This window comes from Bacteroidota bacterium (genome assembly GCA_013696965.1).
Taxonomy (GTDB): Bacteria; Bacteroidota; Bacteroidia; order JACCXN01; family JACCXN01; genus JACCXN01.
In genome coordinates this window covers 101,629-122,302 of the sequence record JACCXN010000009.1, presented here as the reverse complement: position 1 = coordinate 122,302, position 20,674 = coordinate 101,629, and the positions used below count along the sequence as shown (strand labels likewise).

Genomic DNA, 20,674 nt, shown 5'->3' with positions numbered 1-20,674 from the left:
TTTTTAATGCAATTTTTAAACGTAATTATGTACTTCTTATTTTTAATAAAGCTATCGAAATTATATTATTGAGATAATATTAAACAATTACTTTTTAACGGCAGTGTTTTTATTGGCCAGTTGGCCACATGCCGCATCTATATCCTTTCCGCGGCTTCTGCGAACATTTACAATTACCCTGTGTTTTTCAAGGTACTCAACAAATGATTTCAACCTGGAGTCAGTTGTCTGTTGAAATTCTCCATCATCAATACTATTGTACTCAATAATATTCACTTTACAGGGAATGTGTTTACAAAACGCTGCAAGTTCCCTGGCATCTTGTAAAGTATCATTAAAATCCTTAAAAATTATATACTCATAAGTAACACGAGTATTGGTTTTTTCATAAAAATATTTGAGGGCTTCAGCAAGTGCATCAATAGAATTTTGCTCATTTATAGGCATAATTTTGCTACGCTTTTCATCATTTGCAGCATGAAGGGAAAGTGCAAGATTAAATTTAACCTGATCATCACCTAATTTTTTAATCATTTTAGCTATACCAGCTGTTGAAATAGTAATGCGTTGTGCCGATATATTCAAACCCTCAGGAGAAGTGATTTTCTCTACTGATTCAAGTACATTCCTGTAATTTAGCAAGGGTTCCCCCATTCCCATATAAACAATATTGGTAAGGGGCAAATTGTAATTTTCCTCAGCTTGATTTCGTATTAAAACTACCTGATCATATATTTCATCAGCATTAAGATTTCTTAATCTATCAAGTCTGCCCGTTGCACAGAATTTACAAGTCAAACTACATCCTACCTGGGATGAAATACAAGCGGTCATTCTGTTTTTTGTAGGAATTAATACTCCCTCCACCACATTTCCATCAAATAATTTGAATGCATTCTTAATTGTACCATCCTTGCTTTTTTGTTGTTCATCAACATTAACAGCCTGAATTACAAAATTAGCTTTAAGAAGCTCCCTGATTTCCTTTGAAAGGTTAGTCATTTCATCAAAACTTCTGGCTGATTTTTTCCAAAGCCATTCATATACCTGTTTTGCACGAAATTTTTTTTCTTCATTAGAAATAAAAAAAACCTCAAGCATTTCCAGAGTCAAAGCTCTTATATCTGTTGTTTTTGTGGGTATCATTAAATACAAAATTATAAATTTGCACGGTACATATCATCATAACAGTGATTATCTTTGTCTATTGTAGATAATATTAATGAATGCGTAAGTTCTCAGCCAATTATATTCTGCCTGTTTCTTCCTCTCCAATTGAAAATGGAGTTGTAATAATTCACGATGACGGGACTATTTTAGATGTGATATCCCCTCAAGCTAAAGGTTATTCCATTGAGGGAGTTGAAAAGCATGAGGGAATAATATGTCCTGGCTTTATTAATACACATTGCCATCTTGAATTATCTCATCTTAAAAACAAGATTACACCATCTTTAGGGCTTCCTGCTTTTGTTCGGGAACTTCAACAAAAAAGAAATCAAGCTGATGATTTTATTCAGCTTGCCATAAAAACTGCAGAAGAAGAAATGATAAGGGAAGGAATTGTGGCAGTAGGTGATGTCTCCAACTCCAACCATTCCTTTAAATTAAAATCAAACAGCAGCATCCTTTATCATACATTTATAGAAGTATTTGGATTTGATTCTGAAAAAGCAGATCTTATTTTTAAGCAGGCACATTCGTTAAAACAGGAGTATTATCAACTGGGAAATAATAAATTTAATGCATGTGCCTCTATTGTACCACATGCACCCTATTCAGTTTCTGAGAAGTTATTTAAGAAAATAGGGGATAGCTGTTATTTGGAAAACGGATTGTTGTCCATGCATAACCAGGAATCTGAGGATGAAAATCTATTGTTTTTAACAGGTAAGGGAAAAATAAGGGAAATGCTGGAAATGTTTTCACTGGATTTTAGCCAATGGAAACCCTCTGGATTTAATTCTCTTCCTACCGTACTTGTTCAGCTTCCGGTTTGCAATAAAATACTATTGGTGCACAATACTTTTACAGCAGAGCAAGATTTGAAATGGGTTAACAATTACAGCAAAATGGTCTGGTGGTGCTTATGCCCTGGAGCCAATATGTATATAGAAGGCAAATTGCCCCCAATAGATAAATTTATTAAAGCAGGGCTAAGATTAACTCTTGGAACCGATAGTCTTGCCTCAAATGGTTCATTGTCTATATTGAATGAGATAAAAACCATTTCAAAGAGTTTCCCAGAGATACCTTTAGATGAAATGATAAAATGGGCTACTTTAAACGGTGCTGATTTTTTAGGTTTTAAAACTTTGGGCTCACTTGAAAAAGGAAAAAATCCGGGATTGAACTTAATTCAAAACCCGGATTTGGAAAATTTTTCTTTGACTGATAAGTCTTCTGTGAAAAAATTAATCTAGCCCTTTAACCAGATCAATTGATTTTTTACCAATCAGCTTTTTTAGACTGTACTGAAGGCTTTTGCATTGCTTTTGTTAATTCTTCAACTAGTTTTTTGATTTGTTCATCAACCTGAATTAAATAATAATCATAATTAGATTTGTAACTAGGAGAACTTTTATCCATCCATTTTTCAATTCCATAATAAGAGGTCTGTTTCCAGTTTATTTTAGTAAACTCGTATTTATACTTGCCATCCTTTAATTTCAAATTTATAGAATAGGAAACCATTCCTGCTTCAGATTCAACACCATCTTTATCGGCAGGGTTGCGAATTTTAAAACGTGCAACCCCTTCAATCTCACCATTTGCTTCATCCTGTTTTTTTAACACATCTGCCGTGTTTTTGTAATTGGAGCTGAAAAAATTAATTCCTCTTTTATACAATTCATCAGGAGCTGCTTTCAATTCCACAACTGCTGAATAGGAAATTAATTTGCTTTCCTCGTTCACAGGCATTTGTGGAGCAACAGGCAGGGCTTGCTTGTTTTTTTGAGCTATGGAAATACTTACAAATAAAAATAAAATTAATACCGGTATTCGAACAAATAATGTTTTCATGATTTTTTAATTTTAAGGAATTTATTTAAGAAAAGGTTTCAAGAGCCAATATAAGTATTTTACTTCTTAATTGTTTTCCAACAATTGGAAAAGAGCATCAAGTTTCGGAGTAAGTATTATTTCACTCCTACGGTTTTTCTTTCTTGCTTCTGCAGTTTTGGAAGAATCAATTGGCATATGTTCTCCTCTTCCAGCCGCAGTTAATCGTGATGGGTCAACCTTGCTGTTTGTTAGAATGATTTTTAATATTGAAGTAGCTCGTATTACACTCAAATCCCAATTGTCTTTTATTGCACCCGAACCAGACATTGGAACATCATCAGTATGGCCTTCAATTAAAACGTTTATATCCTCATTTTGTTCAAGTACTTTGGCAAGTTTTTTTAAAGGTTCTACACCTTTTGCCTCAACTTTTGTGCTTCCTGATGTAAATAACAATTGCTCATCAAGTGATACATATACTTTTCCGTTTTTCTGCTCAACTGTTAAGCCTTGTCCTTCAAAACCAAGCAAAGCGGCAGAAACTTTCCTTTTAAGTTCATTTACAGCCTCATCCTTTTTCTTCAATATGGCCTCAAGTTCATTAACCTTGGCCTCGCGCTTTGTTAATTCTTTGTTTAATTCCTCCAGGTTGCTTTTCTTTAGTTCCAACTCACGCTCCATTATTTTCAATGCATCTTCTTTTTGCTGAAGTTGGGTTTGTGTAAGTTGCAATTGGCCTGTAAGTTTTGTTGTTTCAGCGGCACTTCCCGATAAGAGTTCTTTGTTTTTTTGAAGCAATAATTCATAGGTTTCTCCTAACTTATCGTAATTCCTGGTAAGTTGGCGATAGGAATTTCCTCCATTTACAGTATCACGTTCCAAATTGTCTACTTTCTTAGTTAGTTCCCTCATTAAGGCTTTATTTTCTGTAAGCTGAGTTTCAAATTCAATATTTGATAATTTCATTTGATTGGCTTCCTCTTCACATTTTGTGTATTTGTTTTTTGTTTCTTCAAATTTGCGGGCCGGAACACAAGAAAAAAGGAGTGAAGCAATAAGTAAGGCGGGAAGAAAATGTTTTTTCATTTTGAAAGTTCTGTTTTTATAATATTTTTTATTAACGCTTCAAAGATAACATTATTTGATTTTATTGGCACTTGAAACTAAAATTATGGTATTAAAATTGAAACCTCTAAGGAAAAATACCGTTTTATGAAAACACCAACACCCGCTCCAATGAAACAACTTAGCAAAAACTGGCTTACAGAAAAGCACATAGATTTTGAATACAAAAAATATGTTTTGCTGGCTTATTTGAGCGATGTAAGTAACAGCTTCGAACAAAACCTGCTTTATCCTTGTTTTTCGGAAATTATCGATCATTACAAAAATATAATGTCAGTTAAAGAAAATAAAAAATTAATATCAGACGCATTTCCAAGTAAGCTTCAAAAAATAGACCTTGAATCTTTTGATATGGAATATGAAAAAATAATTAAAGACTCTGATTTATTCGAAGAACTGGAACAAATTATCAATTTCTCCATCCCAAAATTCGAATATTATTTAAATGAGGGAAAAAAAATATTTGACCTTATTGAAAACAATACCACCATTTCTTCCATTGGTGTTGTGCCCTTAAATGCCGATTACGGGTATATGTTACTTAATAATGGGATCAATAAAAAAACCTATGTTTATGAATACAGAACAACTATTTTTGAAGCATCTGAAGATAAATACAGAGGACTTCATACAATCTTCATTGAAACCTATAAAAGAAATTTCAGTACTACTTTTGAATTTATTAAATCTGATTTAATACGCAAGAAAAGGGATTTGCTAAATCCCGCTACATATGCCATGGAAACTGATTTGGAAATTCCATTAAATGAAACGTTTCTTCCTATTGCTAAACGAATGTTGATTAAACATATAAGTGAAACTGCATAAAACAAATCAAAAGGGCTTAAAGTACTACTACCGCCCTTTTGATTCTTTAATTTTTATTTAATGTTTTTTTCCCGTTCCTGTTCCTGTGCTTGATGCAGGCTCCATTGCTTCTACATTAATTGTTTGGGCAATTTTCGTCAGCTTTTTGTCCGTTGCTAATTCTTCATCCAATGTTGCTTGCAAAAGCTTTGAAATATTAGTATAACCTAAAGTGTCAGCAAAAGTTCTTAGTGTGCCATAAGTGGCTATTTCATAATGTTCAACTTTTTGCGTAGCAGCAATTATTCCAGCATCCATAACAGTTGGTTCTGCATCTTCGTTCATTAATTCTTTTGCCTCTTCAATAATTCCATCCATTGCAGGACAAGTTTTTCCCCTTGCTGTCATTTCTAATTTTTCGAAAACTTGATCAAGCCTTTCTACTTGGTTTTCTGTTTCCTGAAGATGGTTTTCAAGAGCGCTTTTTAAAGTTTCAGAACTTGCTTTTTTAACCATTTTTGGAATAGCCTTTAGCAATTGTTTTTCAGCATAATACATGTCTCTTAACTGTTCTACAAACAGATCCTGTAAAGTTTTCATTTTTTTCATAATAGCGCTTTATTTTAAGATTAATAATTTATTTATTGCTCTTTTTATAAAAATCCCTGCCATCTTTTTGTTTTTTTCTTTTTGAAAATATTTCCTTTCGTATTAATGCCCTGACAAGGAAATGAAAAATGAATTAATTAAAATGGAATTGTTTTTTAGGAAAATAATTCCACAAATGGGGGAATTATTTTCATTGCCCCAATTTCTACACATTTTTGCCCCAAATGCGTGAAAATAATTCCCCGTTTGAATTATAAGTGCCGATTTTTAAGCATATTTTAAACTACAACATTAATTTTAATGGCCTTTTAATCAGCTGGTTATTGTTAATAGTGAAATTGTTGCAATACAGCAGTAAGAATGGCTTAAAATTTTGAAGTAAAGATCTTTTATAAGATTTGTTGGAGCTAATCTAAAATCTATTTCTAGAATAATTTAACAAGGAAACCAGGGAAATAATGAAAAATAAAAAGGAAAATGAGGATAAGGAAAGAGACATAGCACTCCAGACTCCAGATAAAGGTAAAAAAGCAAAATCGAAAATTCCACCCGATAGAGCTGGAACCGATAGTAAAAAAAAAGCAAAAAAAACAAAATACTTTGAACAGGAGGATGGTGAAAGTGATGCCCAGGGAGCTCATGGGTTTAATAATAAGATTGATAAGGGAGAGCAAGGGCCCCAGGGATACGGCAAATACAAGAAATGATTTTTAACAAGAATGTTTATTCAACCAATTATAAATAAATGAAAGTTATATCTACAAAAGTTATGAGGGGGCCTAATTACTGGTCAATTTCTAATGAAAATCTCATTGTATCTAAACTCGATTTAGAAACCATTCATAGCCACACAAACAAAATAAAGGATTTCGAAAGAAAAATGGCCAAAATTCTTGTTTCAAAAGCCAATGAAAAAGATTTTGAGTTTGAAAACGATTTCTTAAGATCCTTAAAATCGGGTACCACTATTCCTAATGTTGTGGAATACCTTGCACGGGAATTGCAACGATTGGTTGGTCTGCCTAGTGATTACGGAAGAGTATATACCACTTCAAAGAAAAATGTATTTAATATTGTTGTGGCTTATACAGTTGAAAATGTTGGAATAGAAGCCGTTTTATCTGCTGTTGATATTTGCTCTGCTGTAATAAATGATGAGGAATTTGACATCAATAAGGAAATTAAATTTTTAAAAGCACTCAAGAGAAAATATGCTCCCAGTATGAGTACTGAAGCTATTTTAAAGGAAGCAGATATAAGAGGAATCCCTTATACAAAAGGTTTTTATTCAAGGGAAACAGTTTTTGGATATGGAGTAAATCAGAAAAAAATAAATGGAGTGCTCACCAGTTCAACTAGTTTCATGGGAGTAGATGTTACGGGAGATAAAGATCTGACCAAAATGGTACTGGAGAAAGCAAAAATTCCTGTTTCTTTTGGTGTTATCATTGAATTTGAGGATGAAGTTGATTATGCAATAAATAAAGTTGGATTTCCTATAGTTGTTAAACCTCTTGATGGAAATCATGGCAAAGGAATTAGCCTTAACCTGAATACAAAAAATCAGGTTATTGATGCTTATCACATTGCTAAGGAGGTGGCTCAGGATATTATTGTTGAAAAATTTATTAAGGGTTTTGATTACAGATTACTTGTAATTAATTATAAGTTCTCTGCCGCTACAAAACGAATTGCAGCTTCTATAACTGGAGATGGGCTATCAACTATTAAGGAGTTAATAAGTGATGTAAACAGTGATCCGGCCAGAGCAGTTAATGAAGGAAACGTTCTTACTCCAATTCAGATTGATGAGGTTACAATGAATATTTTAAAAAAGAAAGGACTGACACTTCAATCGGTATTAAAACGAGGAGAAATAGTTTATGTGAAGGAAATTGCAAATGTTAGTGCGGGAGCTGTTCCTTACGATGTAACTGATGAAATTCATCCTCATAACAGGTTTTTGGCAGAGAGAATCGCAAGGATTGTTGGGTTGGATATATGCGGTATAGATTTAATTTCCCCTGATTTGTCAGTTCCTTTTTACCAAAACAATACAGCAATACTTGAAGTGAATGCTTCTCCGGGAATAAAAATGCATTTAATGCCTTCAATGGGGAAATCAAGAAATGTTGTTGGTGCAATTATGGATATGATGTTTCCAAGTGAAAAGCAATTTAAAATTCCTATCGCAGCAATTACTGGTACCAATGGCAAAACAACAGTAACACGAATGATTGCACATTTGGTTAAAGTTGCAGGTTATAATGTAGGATATACTACAACAGAAGGCATTTATATAAATGATGTGATTATTTCCAAAGGTGATTGTTCTGGCCCTGCAAGCTCTCAATTAATATTAACCGACCCCAATGTCGAGTTCGCTGTACTTGAATGTGCAAGAGGGGGAATTCTTCGTTCAGGTCTTGCATTTAATAACTGCGATGTAGGAGTTGTTACCAATATTACTGAAGATCATTTAGGAGTGGATGATATCGAAACACTTGAAGATCTAGCGCAGGTAAAGGCGGTTGTTGCCCGTACTGTGGTTTCAACTGGTTATGCTGTGTTAAATGCGGATGATGATTTGGTCTTTGAAATGGCTGAGAATTTGAATTGCAAAGTTGCTTTATTCAGTATGGATCCCGAAAGCAAGAGGATAAAAGACCATGTCAGTAAAAATGGAGTGGCTGCTGTTGTTGAAAATGGTGTTATAGTGGTTTATAATGGCGATTTAAAAATGCAAATTGAAGAGGTTAATGATATTCCGGCTACTTTTGGGGGAAAAGCAGAATTTATGGTTCAAAATACCCTTCCGGTTGTTCTGTTCGGATATGTAAGCGGATTTGATACCGATATAATTAAAAATGCTTTGATGTCATTTTATCCCTCTCCAGATAAAACACCGGGAAGAATGAATTTTTTTAAATTTAATGAGTTTGAAGTGCTTGTTGATTATGCCCATAATCCAGCTGGAATTGATGCCATTGGAAAATTTGTAAATAATTACACCGGAGTTTTCAAAACAGGTATTATCGCTGCACCTGGTGATCGACCAGATGCTCAAATAATTAGTATCGGTGAAAAAACAGCCCACATATTTGACGAAATCATTATCCGAAGTGATAAAAATTTAAGAGGGAGGCAAGAAAAAGAAATCCATGATTTATTGTTAGAAGGAATCAGAAAATCTAAAAAGAAGGTGCCTGTTCGAATTATTTCAAGTGAATCGGAAGCCATTAAATATGCAGTTGAAAATGCCAGAAAAAAACAATTGATTACTGTTTTTACCGAATCAATTGATGATAGCATTCAAACATTGAAACAGTTACAGGAAAAAGAATTGGTAGGGGAGTATGAATTGTAGGATGATTTTTCCAATAAAAAAAGCGGCCAATAGCCGCTTTTTTTATTGGAAAATATCACAATGGTTTTATTTCTTTTCCATTAAATTCGGATCAATATAAACTTTTGAAAAGTCACGAAGCTCCATTGAGTTTATAGGGAAATTTTTTACATATACCTGAATAAGCCTAGTATTTTCGTCATAAAAAATAGGCATAATGGCAGCATCATCAATAGCAACCTGCTCAGCCATTAAATACAGTTCATTTCTTTTTTTCAGATCAACTTCCCTTAACCCTGCCTTAAAAAGAGAATCAAAAACAGGACTTACATACCTTACAGAATTAATGTATGATTTTTCAGCCATAGTATTTGGAATATGCCCTCCGTACAATAAATTTAGAAAGTTTTCAGGATCTGGATAATCAGCAATCCAGGCAGTTCTCCAGAAGTCCGCTTTTCCTGTCTCAAGTGCATCCAAATGTTGTGCAAATGGCATAACATCAATTTTCACTTCAATATTTAAATTTGCATTAAGCATTTTTTGAATTACTTCTGCAGTTTGAACATTCCTATCACCGCCACCACTGTTTATTTGTAGGGTTATTTTTGGAAAACCTTTTCCATTTGGATATCCTGCTGCAGCCATATATTTTCTTGCTTTTTCAGGATCAAAAGTATAACCCACTAATTTTGAAGATTCATAGCTTTTATAAGCAGGTGGAACAATACCATAATTTCCCGGTACTCCTTCACCCTGTAAAGTGTAATTTACAATTGACTCTCTATCGATAGCATAATTAAAAGCAAGGCGAAGATTTTTATTGTCAAATATTTTGCCCTGATTCTGGAATCCATAATAAAAAGTGCTTTGAGCGGCAATGTTTTGCAATTCAAAAGATATGTTTCCTTCTTTTGCATTTTCAAGTTCTGAGGTTACATCTTTAATCATTTCAAGAGGAAGGCGATACACCATTTCCAAATTACCCTTTTTAAATTCAAGTAGTTCAGATTTCTTTTCTTTAAGAAAAGTGAATTTTAGAGCATCAAGATAAGGCAATTGATTGCCAAATTCATCTATATCCCAATAATCAGGGTTCCTTTCAAGAACAATAGCCTGGCCTTCTTTGATGTTTTTAACCATAAATGCTCCAGTTCCTACAGCATGTGAGCGCATTTCAACACCATATTTTTCGAAAACTTCCTGCGGGAATGCCCATGTAAAGGGTGTGGATAAAATATTTAAAAATCCTGAAAAAGGATATTTTAAATCTATTTGTAAAGTGTAATCATCAATTACCTTAACACCTTCTACACCATCTTTTAATGGTGCTTTAGCTGTTGTTGAATTATAATATTCTGTGGCGCCTATTACACGATCCTTAAATACCCAAAAACCTTGATTCTCACCAAAATCAGTACACAATAAGTTAAAGCAATACTTGAAATCTTTTGCTGTAACCTCTCTCCCTATGCCATTTTCAAAAGCAGGATCATCATGGTATTTAACCCCTTTGCGCAAATAAAATGTAAAGGACGTTGCATCCTCATTTATTTCCCACCTCTCTGCAAGACTTGGAAGTATTGAAAGGTCCTTTTGAGAAAGCTTTACTAATCCCTCATATATTTGGTTTGTTATTCTATGTGAGGTTACTTCGGTAACGTTTAATGGAAAAAGATTCCTGAAGTCTTCTACTTCATTTATTCTGAATACTCCTCCATAAAATACATCGCCTTGAGCAACTTTATTGGTTTTGCCTGTTTTTTTATCGCCATTACATGCTCCAAGAATACAAACCAGGGTAATGAGTGCAATTAATCTTGTTTTCATTGTTAATTTAAATTATGTTAGTTTCCTAATGAGGATTTTTGTCTTAATTTAATTTTAAAACATAGTATTATGCAAATATAGGTAATTCCTGCAATATCAAAGACTACTTGGAACTAAAAATTTATTTTGGCAATTCGAAAAAGGTAAAAAAAAAATAAAATTTAGGCGAGTAAGCGAATTTTTATTATAAAAATTCTATTCTAGCCAATGAAACCCTTTAGTTTGTTTCCGGAACTCTCATTAAAATAGACAGTTTTCATTAAATAATCCGCTAAAAAGGCCCTAAAAGAAAAATAGAGCGAATTGATTTAAATAAAAAACACCCTTTTAGAATACCTAAAAGGGTGTTTTTTAAAAGAATGTTTTAGTGGAAATATTACATCATGCCACCCATTCCTCCCATGCCACCCATTGATGGAGCAGGAGATTCTTCTTTTTGTTCAGCAAGTACGCATTCTGTTGTAAGTAACATTCCTGCAATAGAAGCTGCATTTTCAAGTGCTATTCTAGAAACCTTAGTTGGATCAATAACTCCAGCTGCAAGAAGGTTTTCATATTGGTCAGTTCTGGCATTATATCCAAAATCACCTTTTCCTTCTTTCACTTTTTGAACAACAATTGAACCTTCACCACCTGCATTTGCAACAATTTGACGAAGAGGTTCTTCAATTGCTCTCTTTACAATAGCAATTCCAGTTGTTTCATCCTCATTAATTCCTTTTATTTTTTCAAGCGTTTCAACTGCACGAATATATGCTACACCACCTCCAGGAATAATTCCTTCCTCAACGGCAGCTCTGGTTGCATTTAATGCATCATCCACTCTGTCTTTTTTCTCCTTCATTTCCACTTCTGTTGCAGCACCAACATACAGAACTGCTACTCCACCTGCAATTTTTGCAAGTCTTTCCTGAAGTTTTTCTTTATCATAATCAGATGTTGTTGATTCTATCTGAGCTTTGATTTGCTTTACTCTTCCTGAAATATCTTCTTTTTTACCTGATCCATTTACTATTGTAGTATTATCCTTGTCAATAGTGATTTTTTCAGCCTGTCCAAGATCTTTTAATTCAGTGTTTTCAAGTTTGAATCCTTGTTCCTCTGAAATTACTGTACCACCTGTTAATACTGCAATATCTTCAAGCATTGCCTTTCTTCTGTCCCCAAATCCTGGTGCTTTAACTGCTGCAATTTTTAGAGATCCTCTGATTTTATTTACAACAAGAGTTGCAAGAGCTTCTCCGTCAATATCTTCAGCAATTATCAAAAGTGGTCTTCCGGATTGAACTGCTTTTTCTAAAATAGGAAGTAAATCTTTCATTGCCGATACTTTTTTCTCATAGATAAGTATGAAAGGATTTTCAAGCACTGCTTCCATTTTATCAGGATTGGTTACAAAATAGGGAGAAATGTAACCTCTGTCAAATTGCATACCTTCAACTATTTCAACAGTAGTTTCAGTTCCTTTTGCTTCTTCTACAGTGATAACACCTTCATTGGTAACCTTTGACATTGCCTGAGCAATAAGTTTTCCAATAGTATTGTCATTATTTGCAGAAATTGTTGCTACTTGTTCAATTTTTCTGTTGTCATCACCTACTGCCTGTGATTGCTTTTTAAGGTTTTCAATAACTGCCTCTACTGCCTTGTCAATCCCTCTTTTTAAATCCATTGGATTAGCTCCTGCTGCTACGTTTTTTAATCCTGCAGTTACAATAGCCTGTGCAAGAACTGTAGCTGTTGTTGTTCCATCACCTGCAAGATCCGCTGTTTTAGATGCTACTTCCTTTAACATTTGAGCACCCATGTTTTCTACAGGGTCAGCTAATTCTATTTCTTTTGCAACAGTTACCCCATCTTTTGTAATTATTGGAGAACCGAATTTCTTGTCAATTATTACATTACGGCCTTTAGGTCCTAATGTTACTTTTACTGCATTTGCTAATGCATCAACCCCTCTTTTCAGAGCGTCTCTTGCTTCAAGATTGTAAGTGATATCCTTTGCCATTTTTTATAATTTTAGATTGTTAAATTAATTAAACTATTGCAAAAATATCTGATTCACGCATGATCAAATATTCCTTGCCTTCTACATTTACTTCAGTTCCTGCATATTTTCCGTAAAGTATCTCATCACCTACTTTTACAGTAAGAGGTTCGTCTTTTTTGCCTCCACCAACAGCAACTACTTTGCCTTTTTGCGGTTTTTCTTTTGCAGTATCAGGAATAATAATTCCACTTGCTGTTTTTTCTTCGGCAGGTGCTACTTCTACAAGTACTCTGTCTGCCAATGGTTTGATTTTTACGTCTGACATTTCGAATTTTATTTTAGTGTTAAACAATATTTTTTTACAAAACTCTCTTGTCATATTTTATGCCAAGAACATTTTAAATTATTGGTCGAGAATTTTCAAGACATTTTAACAGGTAAAAATAAAAATGTCAGCAAGTTTATGACAAGCTGACATTTTTATTCCTGTGAATTATTCTACAAAAGAAGCTTAATCCTTTTGTTATAAATGTATTTTTTTTATTGCTCTTCAGGCATAGATGGCATTTCAGGCTGGCTAGGTGCTGGCGCTGTTTCTATTTGTTGTTCAATTTCAGAACCTTGTATGGTTCTATCCGATGACTTGTCAATAACAGCACTAAACAAGCTTAATGCAACTAGGGCAATAGCTAAACTCCATGTTGCTTTCTCAAGGAAATCTGCAGTTTTTCTTACTCCCATAATTTGAGTGGATGAAGAAAAAGACGAAGATAAACCTCCTCCTTTTGGATTTTGCACTAATACAACTAGCACAAGAAGAATGCATACTATGACCAACAATACCGATATTAAAATACTCATTTGATTATGTGTTTTAGTGTTATTTTTCTTTTATTTCCTTAATTAGGGCTGCAAAGTAAGCTGATTTTTCCGGATATTTCAAAATTAAATTTTCATAAACCTTAATTGCCTTGTTATTATTGCCTTGTTTTGCATAAACCTTTGCTAAAGTTTCTGTAACAAAACCGTCATTCTCAACCACACTCATTCGTGCCATATTAACTGGTGAAAAGAACGCTGTTTTCTTTGGTTTTATTTTAGGCTCCTCCTGAATAAATTTATCAATTAAATCAAAGCCTGGGGATGGTTGTTTACTGGCATTGCTATTACTTTCTTTCTTTTCACTAAGTACTTTCAACCATTGATTAAATGTATGTTTTTCTTCTTTTGGGGATAAAGAATCTTTTTTAATTGGTTCTGCCTGCTTTGAGTTTTCAATTTCAGGAATTTTAGACAAATCAAGTTCAATTGAAGCGAAAATTGCTTCCTTTAATACTTCTGTTTCCAGTTCTGTTAATTCATTTTCTTCTTCGCCTGCCGATGCTAAATGAGTATTTGAATCATCAGAAATTAAAAATTCATTTACCGAAGAAATGTTTGCTTTATTAGGATCAGCTTCAAAGTTTAAACAAGGTTCAACTTTTATTTCTATATCCAGCTTTTTTTCATTTGGTTGATTATTAACAGTTTTAACTGGAGTTTCTTTTGGAGTTATTTGGTCTTCACTCTTTTCTTTTGGACTTTGTTGTTCAAGAGTTATTGGGATTGAGTTCGCCTTTTCTTCCTTGGTTCCATTATTTTTTATTTCATCGGAATTTATTGTTTTTAATTCTTTTGTTTCTGGTTTTAGGTTAGGGAAAGTTGCTTCATTTTCCTGTTTTATTTCAATTTTTCCCTCAGATATTTTTGTCTCCTCTTTCTTCTCATATTGTGTAATTTCAGGTAGTTTAATCTCAACAATTGCATTAATCTGATTTGGCTTGGTTAATTCCAGTGCAGGGCTTTTCCTGATTTGGGTTTCCTCCGCTTGTTTCAAATCCTTTTCAACCTTTTCAATTTTAGCCTTTAATTCGGCTTGCATAATGAATTTATACAAAACTCTTCTATCTGCAGAATATGCTGAGGTTAATTTAAGTCTATTATGGTATTGAATGTTTTTTTCATTGTGAAGCGCCTTTAAATACAAAACCTGGGCAGTTTGGCAATAAGGAAATTCCTCCAAAACTGTTTCAAGCTTTTTAGACGACTTTTGGTCTAATTGCTCAGGGTTTTGCATGAAACTTAAAAATTGTTCCTTTTTCATCTACCAGTTACTTACAGCCTTATTAAATATATCCTGAACCAATTGATCATTAATCTCTTTAATTAGCACCATTTCCACATCTGATAAATTTCTGCTGGCATCATAATCTGTGAATCGGTTAAAGGAGGTTTCAAAGTTTTGATTTTCATCTTTTGTATTGATGAATTTTACATTTACTGTTATAGTTAACCTGTTATAAGCTGCCTGAGAAATTTCACCGCCTTGAATGGCAACAGGTGTGGTGCTATATCCGGTTATTGCTCCCTCAAAATGCAAATGACCGTTTTTTTCCACTAAATTAAGGTTCGTCTGACTTAAAAAAATATTCCGTAACGACTCTGTAAATTCCTGGCTTAATAAGGGTTGAGCCAAGGGGGCATAATTCGGAAAGTATTGAATTGAAACGGTTTTTACATCAGGGGCAATAGATGCTCCAGTAAATGAATAATTCATTTTACAGGAAACCACAAATCCTAATAAAATCACAAAAATTATTTTGAGAGAATTGTTAACCAAAGCTTTATAATTTAAATTATTCCGTATTCTTTAATTTTCCTGTATAAGGTCCTCTCCGATATTCCAAGTTCCTTGGCTGCATTTTTTCTTTTTCCTTTATTTTTTATAAGAGCCTTTTTTATTAGTCCGATTTCAGTTTCCTCCAGTGATAAAGATTCTTCTTCCACAACTTCATGTTCATTTTCTTCTTCTTCAACTTGCCTGGCATCATGATTGTAAACAGGGTAATGAATTGAGGGTTCTTCAGAAGGTTCACCATGTTGTTCAGAAGACAACTTATTTATTATTCCTGCATGACTCTCTCGTAATTCCTTTGTTATACCATCGCGCTGAATAATTTCAAAGACTAAATTTTTCAAATCAGTAATATCCCTTCGCATATCAAAAAGTACTTTATATAATATGTCACGTTCAGAAAATTCTGAAGCTGATCCTTCCCCCTTATAAAGGGCAGGAAGCTTACTGATAGTATCTTGCGGCAAGTATATTAAGAGTTGTTCAGCATTGATTTCTCTTGTCTTTTCAATTATTGAAACTTGTTCAGTAACGTTTTTTAATTGCCTAATATTTCCAGGCCAGGGATAATTAATTAGAATTTCCTTTGCCTTATTATCCAGTTTAATGGGAGGCATTTTATATTTATCTGCAAAATCTGTTGCGAATTTTCTAAAAAGCAAGTGAATATCCTCTTTCCTTTCTTTAAGAGCAGGAACAATTATGGGTACTGTATTTAACCTGTAATAAAGATCTTCACGAAATTTACCCTTTTGAATTGCATCAGGAATTTTAACATTCGTGGCTGCAACTATCCTTACGTTGGTTTTTAATACCTTTGAAGAGCCTACTCGTATAAATTCCCCTGATTCAAGCACTCTTAAAAATCTTGCCTGAGTTTGAAGCGGTAGTTCAGCTACTTCATCCATAAAGATAGTACCACCATTTGCAACCTCAAAATACCCTTTTCTTGCCTCATGTGCACCTGTGAAAGAACCTTTTTCATGACCAAAAAGTTCTGAATCTATTGTTCCCTCTGGTATGGCCCCACAATTAACCGCAATATAAGGCCCGTGTTTTCTTGTACTTAATTGATGAATGATTTGAGGCATTGCTTCCTTCCCTGTTCCGCTCTCACCTGTTATAAGTACTGATAGATCTGTGGGAGCTACCTGCATGGCTATATCAATTGCCCTATTTAATAAAGGACTATCTCCTATTATTCCAAATCGTTGCTTAACCTGTTGAATAGTCATTTTAGTACCAGTTTAAATTACTCATCAATTTGTCCAATTAATGTACCCGAGGTACAACTTGTTACTTTTACCATTACATAATCACCTGGTGCGTAATTCTTTCTTGGAAAAATAACTGTGCTGTTTTGGCTTGTCCTGCCTGAAAAATCGCTTTTTGATCTTTTGGACTCACCATCCACAAGAACTTTAAAAATTTTGCCAATGTTTAATTCGTTTCTTTCTAAAGAGTGGGCATGCTGCAATTCTATTATCCCATTTAATCTTTCTGCTTTTAAAGCTTCAGGAACATCATCTTTGAATTTTCTTTCTGCCAGTGTATTTGGTCGCTCAGAATATTTATACATATATGCAAATTCGTATTTTACATATTCCATGAGAGATAAAGTATCTCTATGCTGATCCTGGGTTTCTGAACTAAATCCTGTAATAATGTCAGTGGTAATAGCACAATTAGGTATAATTTTTCTTATAGAATGAATTCTTTCCATGTACCATTCTCGACTATATCCTCTGTTCATTTTTTCAAGCAATTCAGTATTGCCTGATTGTACAGGTAAATGAATATGTTTACAAATGTTTTCATACTTTGAAATAACCTCCAATACATCATCTCCCATATCTTTTGGGTGAGAAGTTGAAAACCGAACCCTTAATTCCGGACTTACCATTGCAACCATTTCTAGTAAGGCACTAAAATTTATTGTTTTTTCATTTACTTCATTCTTCCATTTGTAGGAATCCACATTCTGACCTAAAAGAGTAACTTCCTTATAACCTTTACTAACTAAATCCATCGCCTCATTTACAATAGAAAAAGCATCCCTGCTTCTCTCTCGGCCACGAGTAAAAGGTACTACACAAAAGGAACACATGTTGTCGCATCCCCGCATTATTGATATATATGCTGAAATTCCATTGCTTCCTAATCTTACAGGGCTTATATCTGCATATGTTTCCTCTCTTGACAAAAGTACATTTACAGCTTTTTGTCCAGTCTCCACAGTTTCAATAAGGTTTGGTAAATCACGATATGCATCCGGGCCAACCACAATATCTACAAGCTTTTCTTCTTCCAGCAATTTTGATTTAATGCGCTCAGCCATACAACCTAATACTCCGATTATTAAAGAAGGCCTTTGTTTTTTTAAAGCATTGAATTGCCTTAAACGGTTACGAATCTTTAATTCGGCATTATCCCTTATTGCGCAAGTATTTATAAATATAACATCTGATTCATCTGCAATATTGGTTGTTGAAAATCCTTGCTGTATTAATATTGAAGCTACAATTTCACTATCTGAAAAATTCATTGCACAACCATAACTTTCAAGGTAAAATTTTTTCCCTCCTTGTTTCACTGAGGATGCGATGCTTAGAACTTCCCCTTGTTTCTTTTCGTCAATTATTTTATTATCTGGCAAAATCATTTGAAAATATTTACTAATTTAGATAAAAGAGTGGCAAAGTTAAAAAAAGATGGTGACAAAATGACATATATTGAAAACGTTTTTATTCCCCTCTGTGCTATTGTTAATGCAAATTTCAGCACTTTCAATGGTTAAAATAAAATTATTATTTGGAAATAACTTTTACTTTTCCTTTACTTTGCGGTTAATTTCAAAACAGGAAAAGTGTTGATTGATAATAAATATAATACTATATGGCAAAAAATCTGGTAATTGTAGAGTCCCCTGCTAAAGCTAAAACTATTGAAGGATTCCTTGGGAAAGATTTTCAAGTTAAATCATCATACGGACATGTTAGAGATTTAGCAAAGAAAGGATTAGCGATAGATGTTGAAAACAATTTCGAGCCACAATATGAGGTTATGCCCGACAAAAAGGACGTAATTGCAGAATTGAAAAAACTCGCAAAAGGTGCAGAAATGGTTTGGCTAGCAACGGATGAGGACCGTGAGGGGGAAGCCATTTCATGGCATTTGTTTGAAACGCTGAAACTAAGTGATTCTAAAACGAAAAGGATAGTGTTTCACGAAATTACAAAACCAGCAATATTGAGGGCAATTGAACAACCAAGAAATATTGATAAAAATCTTGTTGATGCCCAACAAGCAAGAAGAATCCTGGATAGATTGGTTGGTTTTGAAATTTCACCAGTTTTATGGAAAAAAGTTAAGCCTTCTCTTTCAGCAGGACGTGTTCAATCTGTTGCAGTGCGACTTATTGTGGAAAGAGAAAGAGCCATAATGGATTTTAAATCCACTTCTGCCTTTAAAGTAACAGCAAATTTTGAAGTTGGAGGACATTCTGTTCTTAAGGCCGAACATCCAAAACGCTTTTCAACCGAACAATTAGCAGAAGAGTTTTTGAAAGAATGTGTAAATGCTGATTTTATTATTGAGAAACTTGAAACACGGCCTGCGAAAAAATCACCATCTGCTCCATTTACAACATCAACACTTCAACAGGAAGCCAGTCGTAAACTGGGATTTTCTGTCGCCCAAACAATGGTGGTTGCACAGAAATTATATGAATCGGGTAAAATTACCTATATGAGAACCGATTCTGTGAATTTATCGGATACTGCAATTTCGGCAGCCAAAGAGGAAATCATTAGTTCATATGGCAAAGAATATGTTCAGATAAGACAGTATAAAACTAAAGCAAAAGGAGCACAAGAGGCTCATGAGGCAATCCGTCCAACTTATATGAATAACCATTCTGTTAAAGGTGATTCATCTGAACAAAGATTGTATGAAATGATTTGGAAAAGAACTATTTCTTCCCAAATGAGTGATGCTCAACTTGAAAAAACTACTGCAACAATAAATATTTCAACCAACCAGGAAAAACTTATTGCGGAGGGGGAAGTGCTGAAATTCGATGGGTTTTTAAAAGTGTATTTTGAATCAACTGATGAAGAGGAAGAGGAAGCACAAAGTGGAATGTTGCCTCCTTTAAAAACTGGTGAGAAGCTGAATTTAAAGCAAATTACTGCAATTCAAAGGTTTACTCATCACCCTGCTAGATATACTGAAGCTAGTCTTGTAAAAAAACTAGAGGAATTAGGAATAGGACGTCCATCAACCTATGCTCCCACAATTTCTACTGTTCAAAAAAGAGGTTATGTTATTAAAGAAGAAAGAGAAGGAGTGGAAAGGTCATATCGCTCCCTTACTTTATCAAGCAATAATATTAAAAAGGAAACATTAACTGAAATTACCGGAGCTGAGAAAAATAAATTATTTCCTACTGATATTGGTATGGTGGTAACGGATTTTCTTGTTGAGCATTTTAAAAACATTTTGGATTATAATTTTACAGCCAAAGTTGAAAAGGAATTTGATGAAATAGCGGAAGGACAAATCGAATGGAATAAAATGATTGACTCCTTTTATAAAAACTTCCATAAAGCAGTGGAAGTCACACTGGAAACATCAGAGAGAGCTTCAGGAGAAAGAAAATTAGGAATCGATCCGGTAAGTGGCAAGCCTGTTTATGCAAGGATTGGAAGATTTGGGCCTATTGTGCAATTGGGAGAATCCATAGAGGGAGAAGAAAAACCAAAGTATGCAGGTCTAAGACCTAATCAGAGATTGGAACAAATTTCACTTGAAGATGCTCTTGAATTGTTTAAGCTGCCAAGGCAAATAGGGCAATTTGAAGATAACGAGATGACTGTTAGTATTGGCAGATTTGGGCCATATATTAAACATAAAAGTGCTTTTTATTCTTTAAAAAAAGAAGATGATCCTTATTCTATCGAACAGGATAGAGCAATTGAATTAATTGAAGCGAAAAGAAAAGCAGACAAAGAAAAAGTTATTAAAACCTTTGATGCAAATAAAGAAGTTCAGATTTTAAATGGACGATGGGGCCCATATATATCCATTGGAAAAAACAACTTTAAAATTCCTAAAGAAAAAGAGCCAACTTCACTTACATTGGAAGAGTGTTTAAAAATAGCAGCAGAGGCACCAGCTCCTAAGTTTAAAGGAAAGGCAAAAGCAGCAGCAAAAACAAAAGTTCCTGTTAAAGCAAAACCAAAAGCCAAGGCTTCGGTGGCAAAAATAAAATGATTGAATTGAACAA

The 20,674-nt window shown here is 33.9% G+C and carries 17 protein-coding genes; 5 read left to right on the top strand and 12 right to left on the bottom strand.

Translation table 11 applies throughout. From position 1 onward, the window contains the following. Window positions 1–87 precede the first annotated feature (87 nt). A complete protein-coding gene (gene rlmN, locus H0V01_01740) occupies window positions 88–1,146 on the bottom strand; it encodes a 23S rRNA (adenine(2503)-C(2))-methyltransferase RlmN (protein MBA2582091.1) in 1,059 nt (352 codons plus the stop codon). A gap of 80 nt (window positions 1,147–1,226) precedes the next feature. On the opposite strand from rlmN, the gene H0V01_01735 reads away from it, so the two are divergent. Further along, the gene (locus tag H0V01_01735) at window positions 1,227–2,423 is read left to right on the top strand and encodes an amidohydrolase family protein (GenBank protein MBA2582090.1); all 1,197 of its coding nucleotides are present in this window, start codon (window positions 1,227–1,229) and stop codon (window positions 2,421–2,423) included. Between the two features lie 25 nt (window positions 2,424–2,448). Here H0V01_01735 and H0V01_01730 read toward each other — a convergent pair whose 3' ends face one another. Continuing rightward, window positions 2,449–3,024, bottom strand: a complete 576-nt coding sequence (locus H0V01_01730) for a DUF4468 domain-containing protein (GenBank protein MBA2582089.1) — start codon at window positions 3,022–3,024, stop codon at window positions 2,449–2,451. 66 nt (window positions 3,025–3,090) lie between these two features. Continuing rightward, window positions 3,091–3,918, bottom strand: a complete 828-nt coding sequence (locus tag H0V01_01725; GenBank protein MBA2582088.1) for an OmpA family protein — start codon at window positions 3,916–3,918, stop codon at window positions 3,091–3,093. A 300-nt stretch (window positions 3,919–4,218) separates the two neighbouring features. Here H0V01_01725 and H0V01_01720 point away from each other — a divergent pair, with 300 nt between their 5' ends. Beyond that, window positions 4,219–4,959, top strand: a complete 741-nt coding sequence (locus tag H0V01_01720) for a hypothetical protein (GenBank protein MBA2582087.1) — start codon at window positions 4,219–4,221, stop codon at window positions 4,957–4,959. 57 nt (window positions 4,960–5,016) lie between these two features. Here H0V01_01720 and H0V01_01715 read toward each other — a convergent pair whose 3' ends face one another. Next, entirely contained in the window at window positions 5,017–5,547 is a 531-nt protein-coding gene (locus tag H0V01_01715) for a ferritin-like domain-containing protein (GenBank protein ID MBA2582086.1), read from the bottom strand. Between the two features lie 458 nt (window positions 5,548–6,005). On the opposite strand from H0V01_01715, the gene H0V01_01710 reads away from it, so the two are divergent. After that, the gene (locus tag H0V01_01710) at window positions 6,006–6,254 is read left to right on the top strand and encodes a hypothetical protein (protein MBA2582085.1); all 249 of its coding nucleotides are present in this window, start codon (window positions 6,006–6,008) and stop codon (window positions 6,252–6,254) included. Between the two features lie 38 nt (window positions 6,255–6,292). Continuing rightward, window positions 6,293–8,914, top strand: coding sequence for a cyanophycin synthetase (gene cphA, locus H0V01_01705; protein MBA2582084.1), 2,622 nt, complete (start codon window positions 6,293–6,295; stop codon window positions 8,912–8,914). Window positions 8,915–8,980: 66 nt separating this feature from the next. On the opposite strand, the gene H0V01_01700 is transcribed toward cphA, so the two are convergent. The 8 genes from H0V01_01700 to miaB form a co-directional block, all read right to left on the bottom strand. Further along, a complete protein-coding gene (locus H0V01_01700; GenBank protein MBA2582083.1) occupies window positions 8,981–10,723 on the bottom strand; it encodes an ABC transporter substrate-binding protein in 1,743 nt (580 codons plus the stop codon). Window positions 10,724–11,099: 376 nt separating this feature from the next. Then, window positions 11,100–12,731 carry a chaperonin GroEL gene (gene groL, locus H0V01_01695; GenBank protein ID MBA2582082.1) on the bottom strand — a complete coding sequence of 544 codons (1,632 nt, stop codon included), beginning with the start codon at window positions 12,729–12,731 and terminating at the stop codon, window positions 11,100–11,102. A gap of 28 nt (window positions 12,732–12,759) precedes the next feature. Further along, window positions 12,760–13,038, bottom strand: a complete 279-nt coding sequence (locus H0V01_01690; protein MBA2582081.1) for a co-chaperone GroES — start codon at window positions 13,036–13,038, stop codon at window positions 12,760–12,762. Window positions 13,039–13,253: 215 nt separating this feature from the next. Then, window positions 13,254–13,574 (bottom strand): preprotein translocase subunit SecG, encoded by a 321-nt coding sequence (secG, locus tag H0V01_01685; GenBank protein MBA2582080.1) that lies wholly within the window; start codon window positions 13,572–13,574, stop codon window positions 13,254–13,256. 19 nt (window positions 13,575–13,593) lie between these two features. After that, complete coding sequence (locus H0V01_01680; protein MBA2582079.1) at window positions 13,594–14,856, bottom strand: hypothetical protein; 1,263 nt, start codon at window positions 14,854–14,856, stop codon at window positions 13,594–13,596. Then, window positions 14,857–15,309 carry an LptE family protein gene (locus H0V01_01675; protein MBA2582078.1) on the bottom strand — a complete coding sequence of 151 codons (453 nt, stop codon included), beginning with the start codon at window positions 15,307–15,309 and terminating at the stop codon, window positions 14,857–14,859. A gap of 74 nt (window positions 15,310–15,383) precedes the next feature. Then, the gene (locus H0V01_01670; protein ID MBA2582077.1) at window positions 15,384–16,622 is read right to left on the bottom strand and encodes a sigma-54-dependent Fis family transcriptional regulator; all 1,239 of its coding nucleotides are present in this window, start codon (window positions 16,620–16,622) and stop codon (window positions 15,384–15,386) included. Window positions 16,623–16,639: 17 nt separating this feature from the next. Beyond that, window positions 16,640–18,049, bottom strand: a complete 1,410-nt coding sequence (miaB, locus tag H0V01_01665) for a tRNA (N6-isopentenyl adenosine(37)-C2)-methylthiotransferase MiaB (protein ID MBA2582076.1) — start codon at window positions 18,047–18,049, stop codon at window positions 16,640–16,642. A gap of 233 nt (window positions 18,050–18,282) precedes the next feature. Between miaB and topA the strand changes: the two genes are divergently transcribed. Then, window positions 18,283–20,661 carry a type I DNA topoisomerase gene (topA, locus tag H0V01_01660; GenBank protein MBA2582075.1) on the top strand — a complete coding sequence of 793 codons (2,379 nt, stop codon included), beginning with the start codon at window positions 18,283–18,285 and terminating at the stop codon, window positions 20,659–20,661. Window positions 20,662–20,674 lie beyond the last annotated feature (13 nt).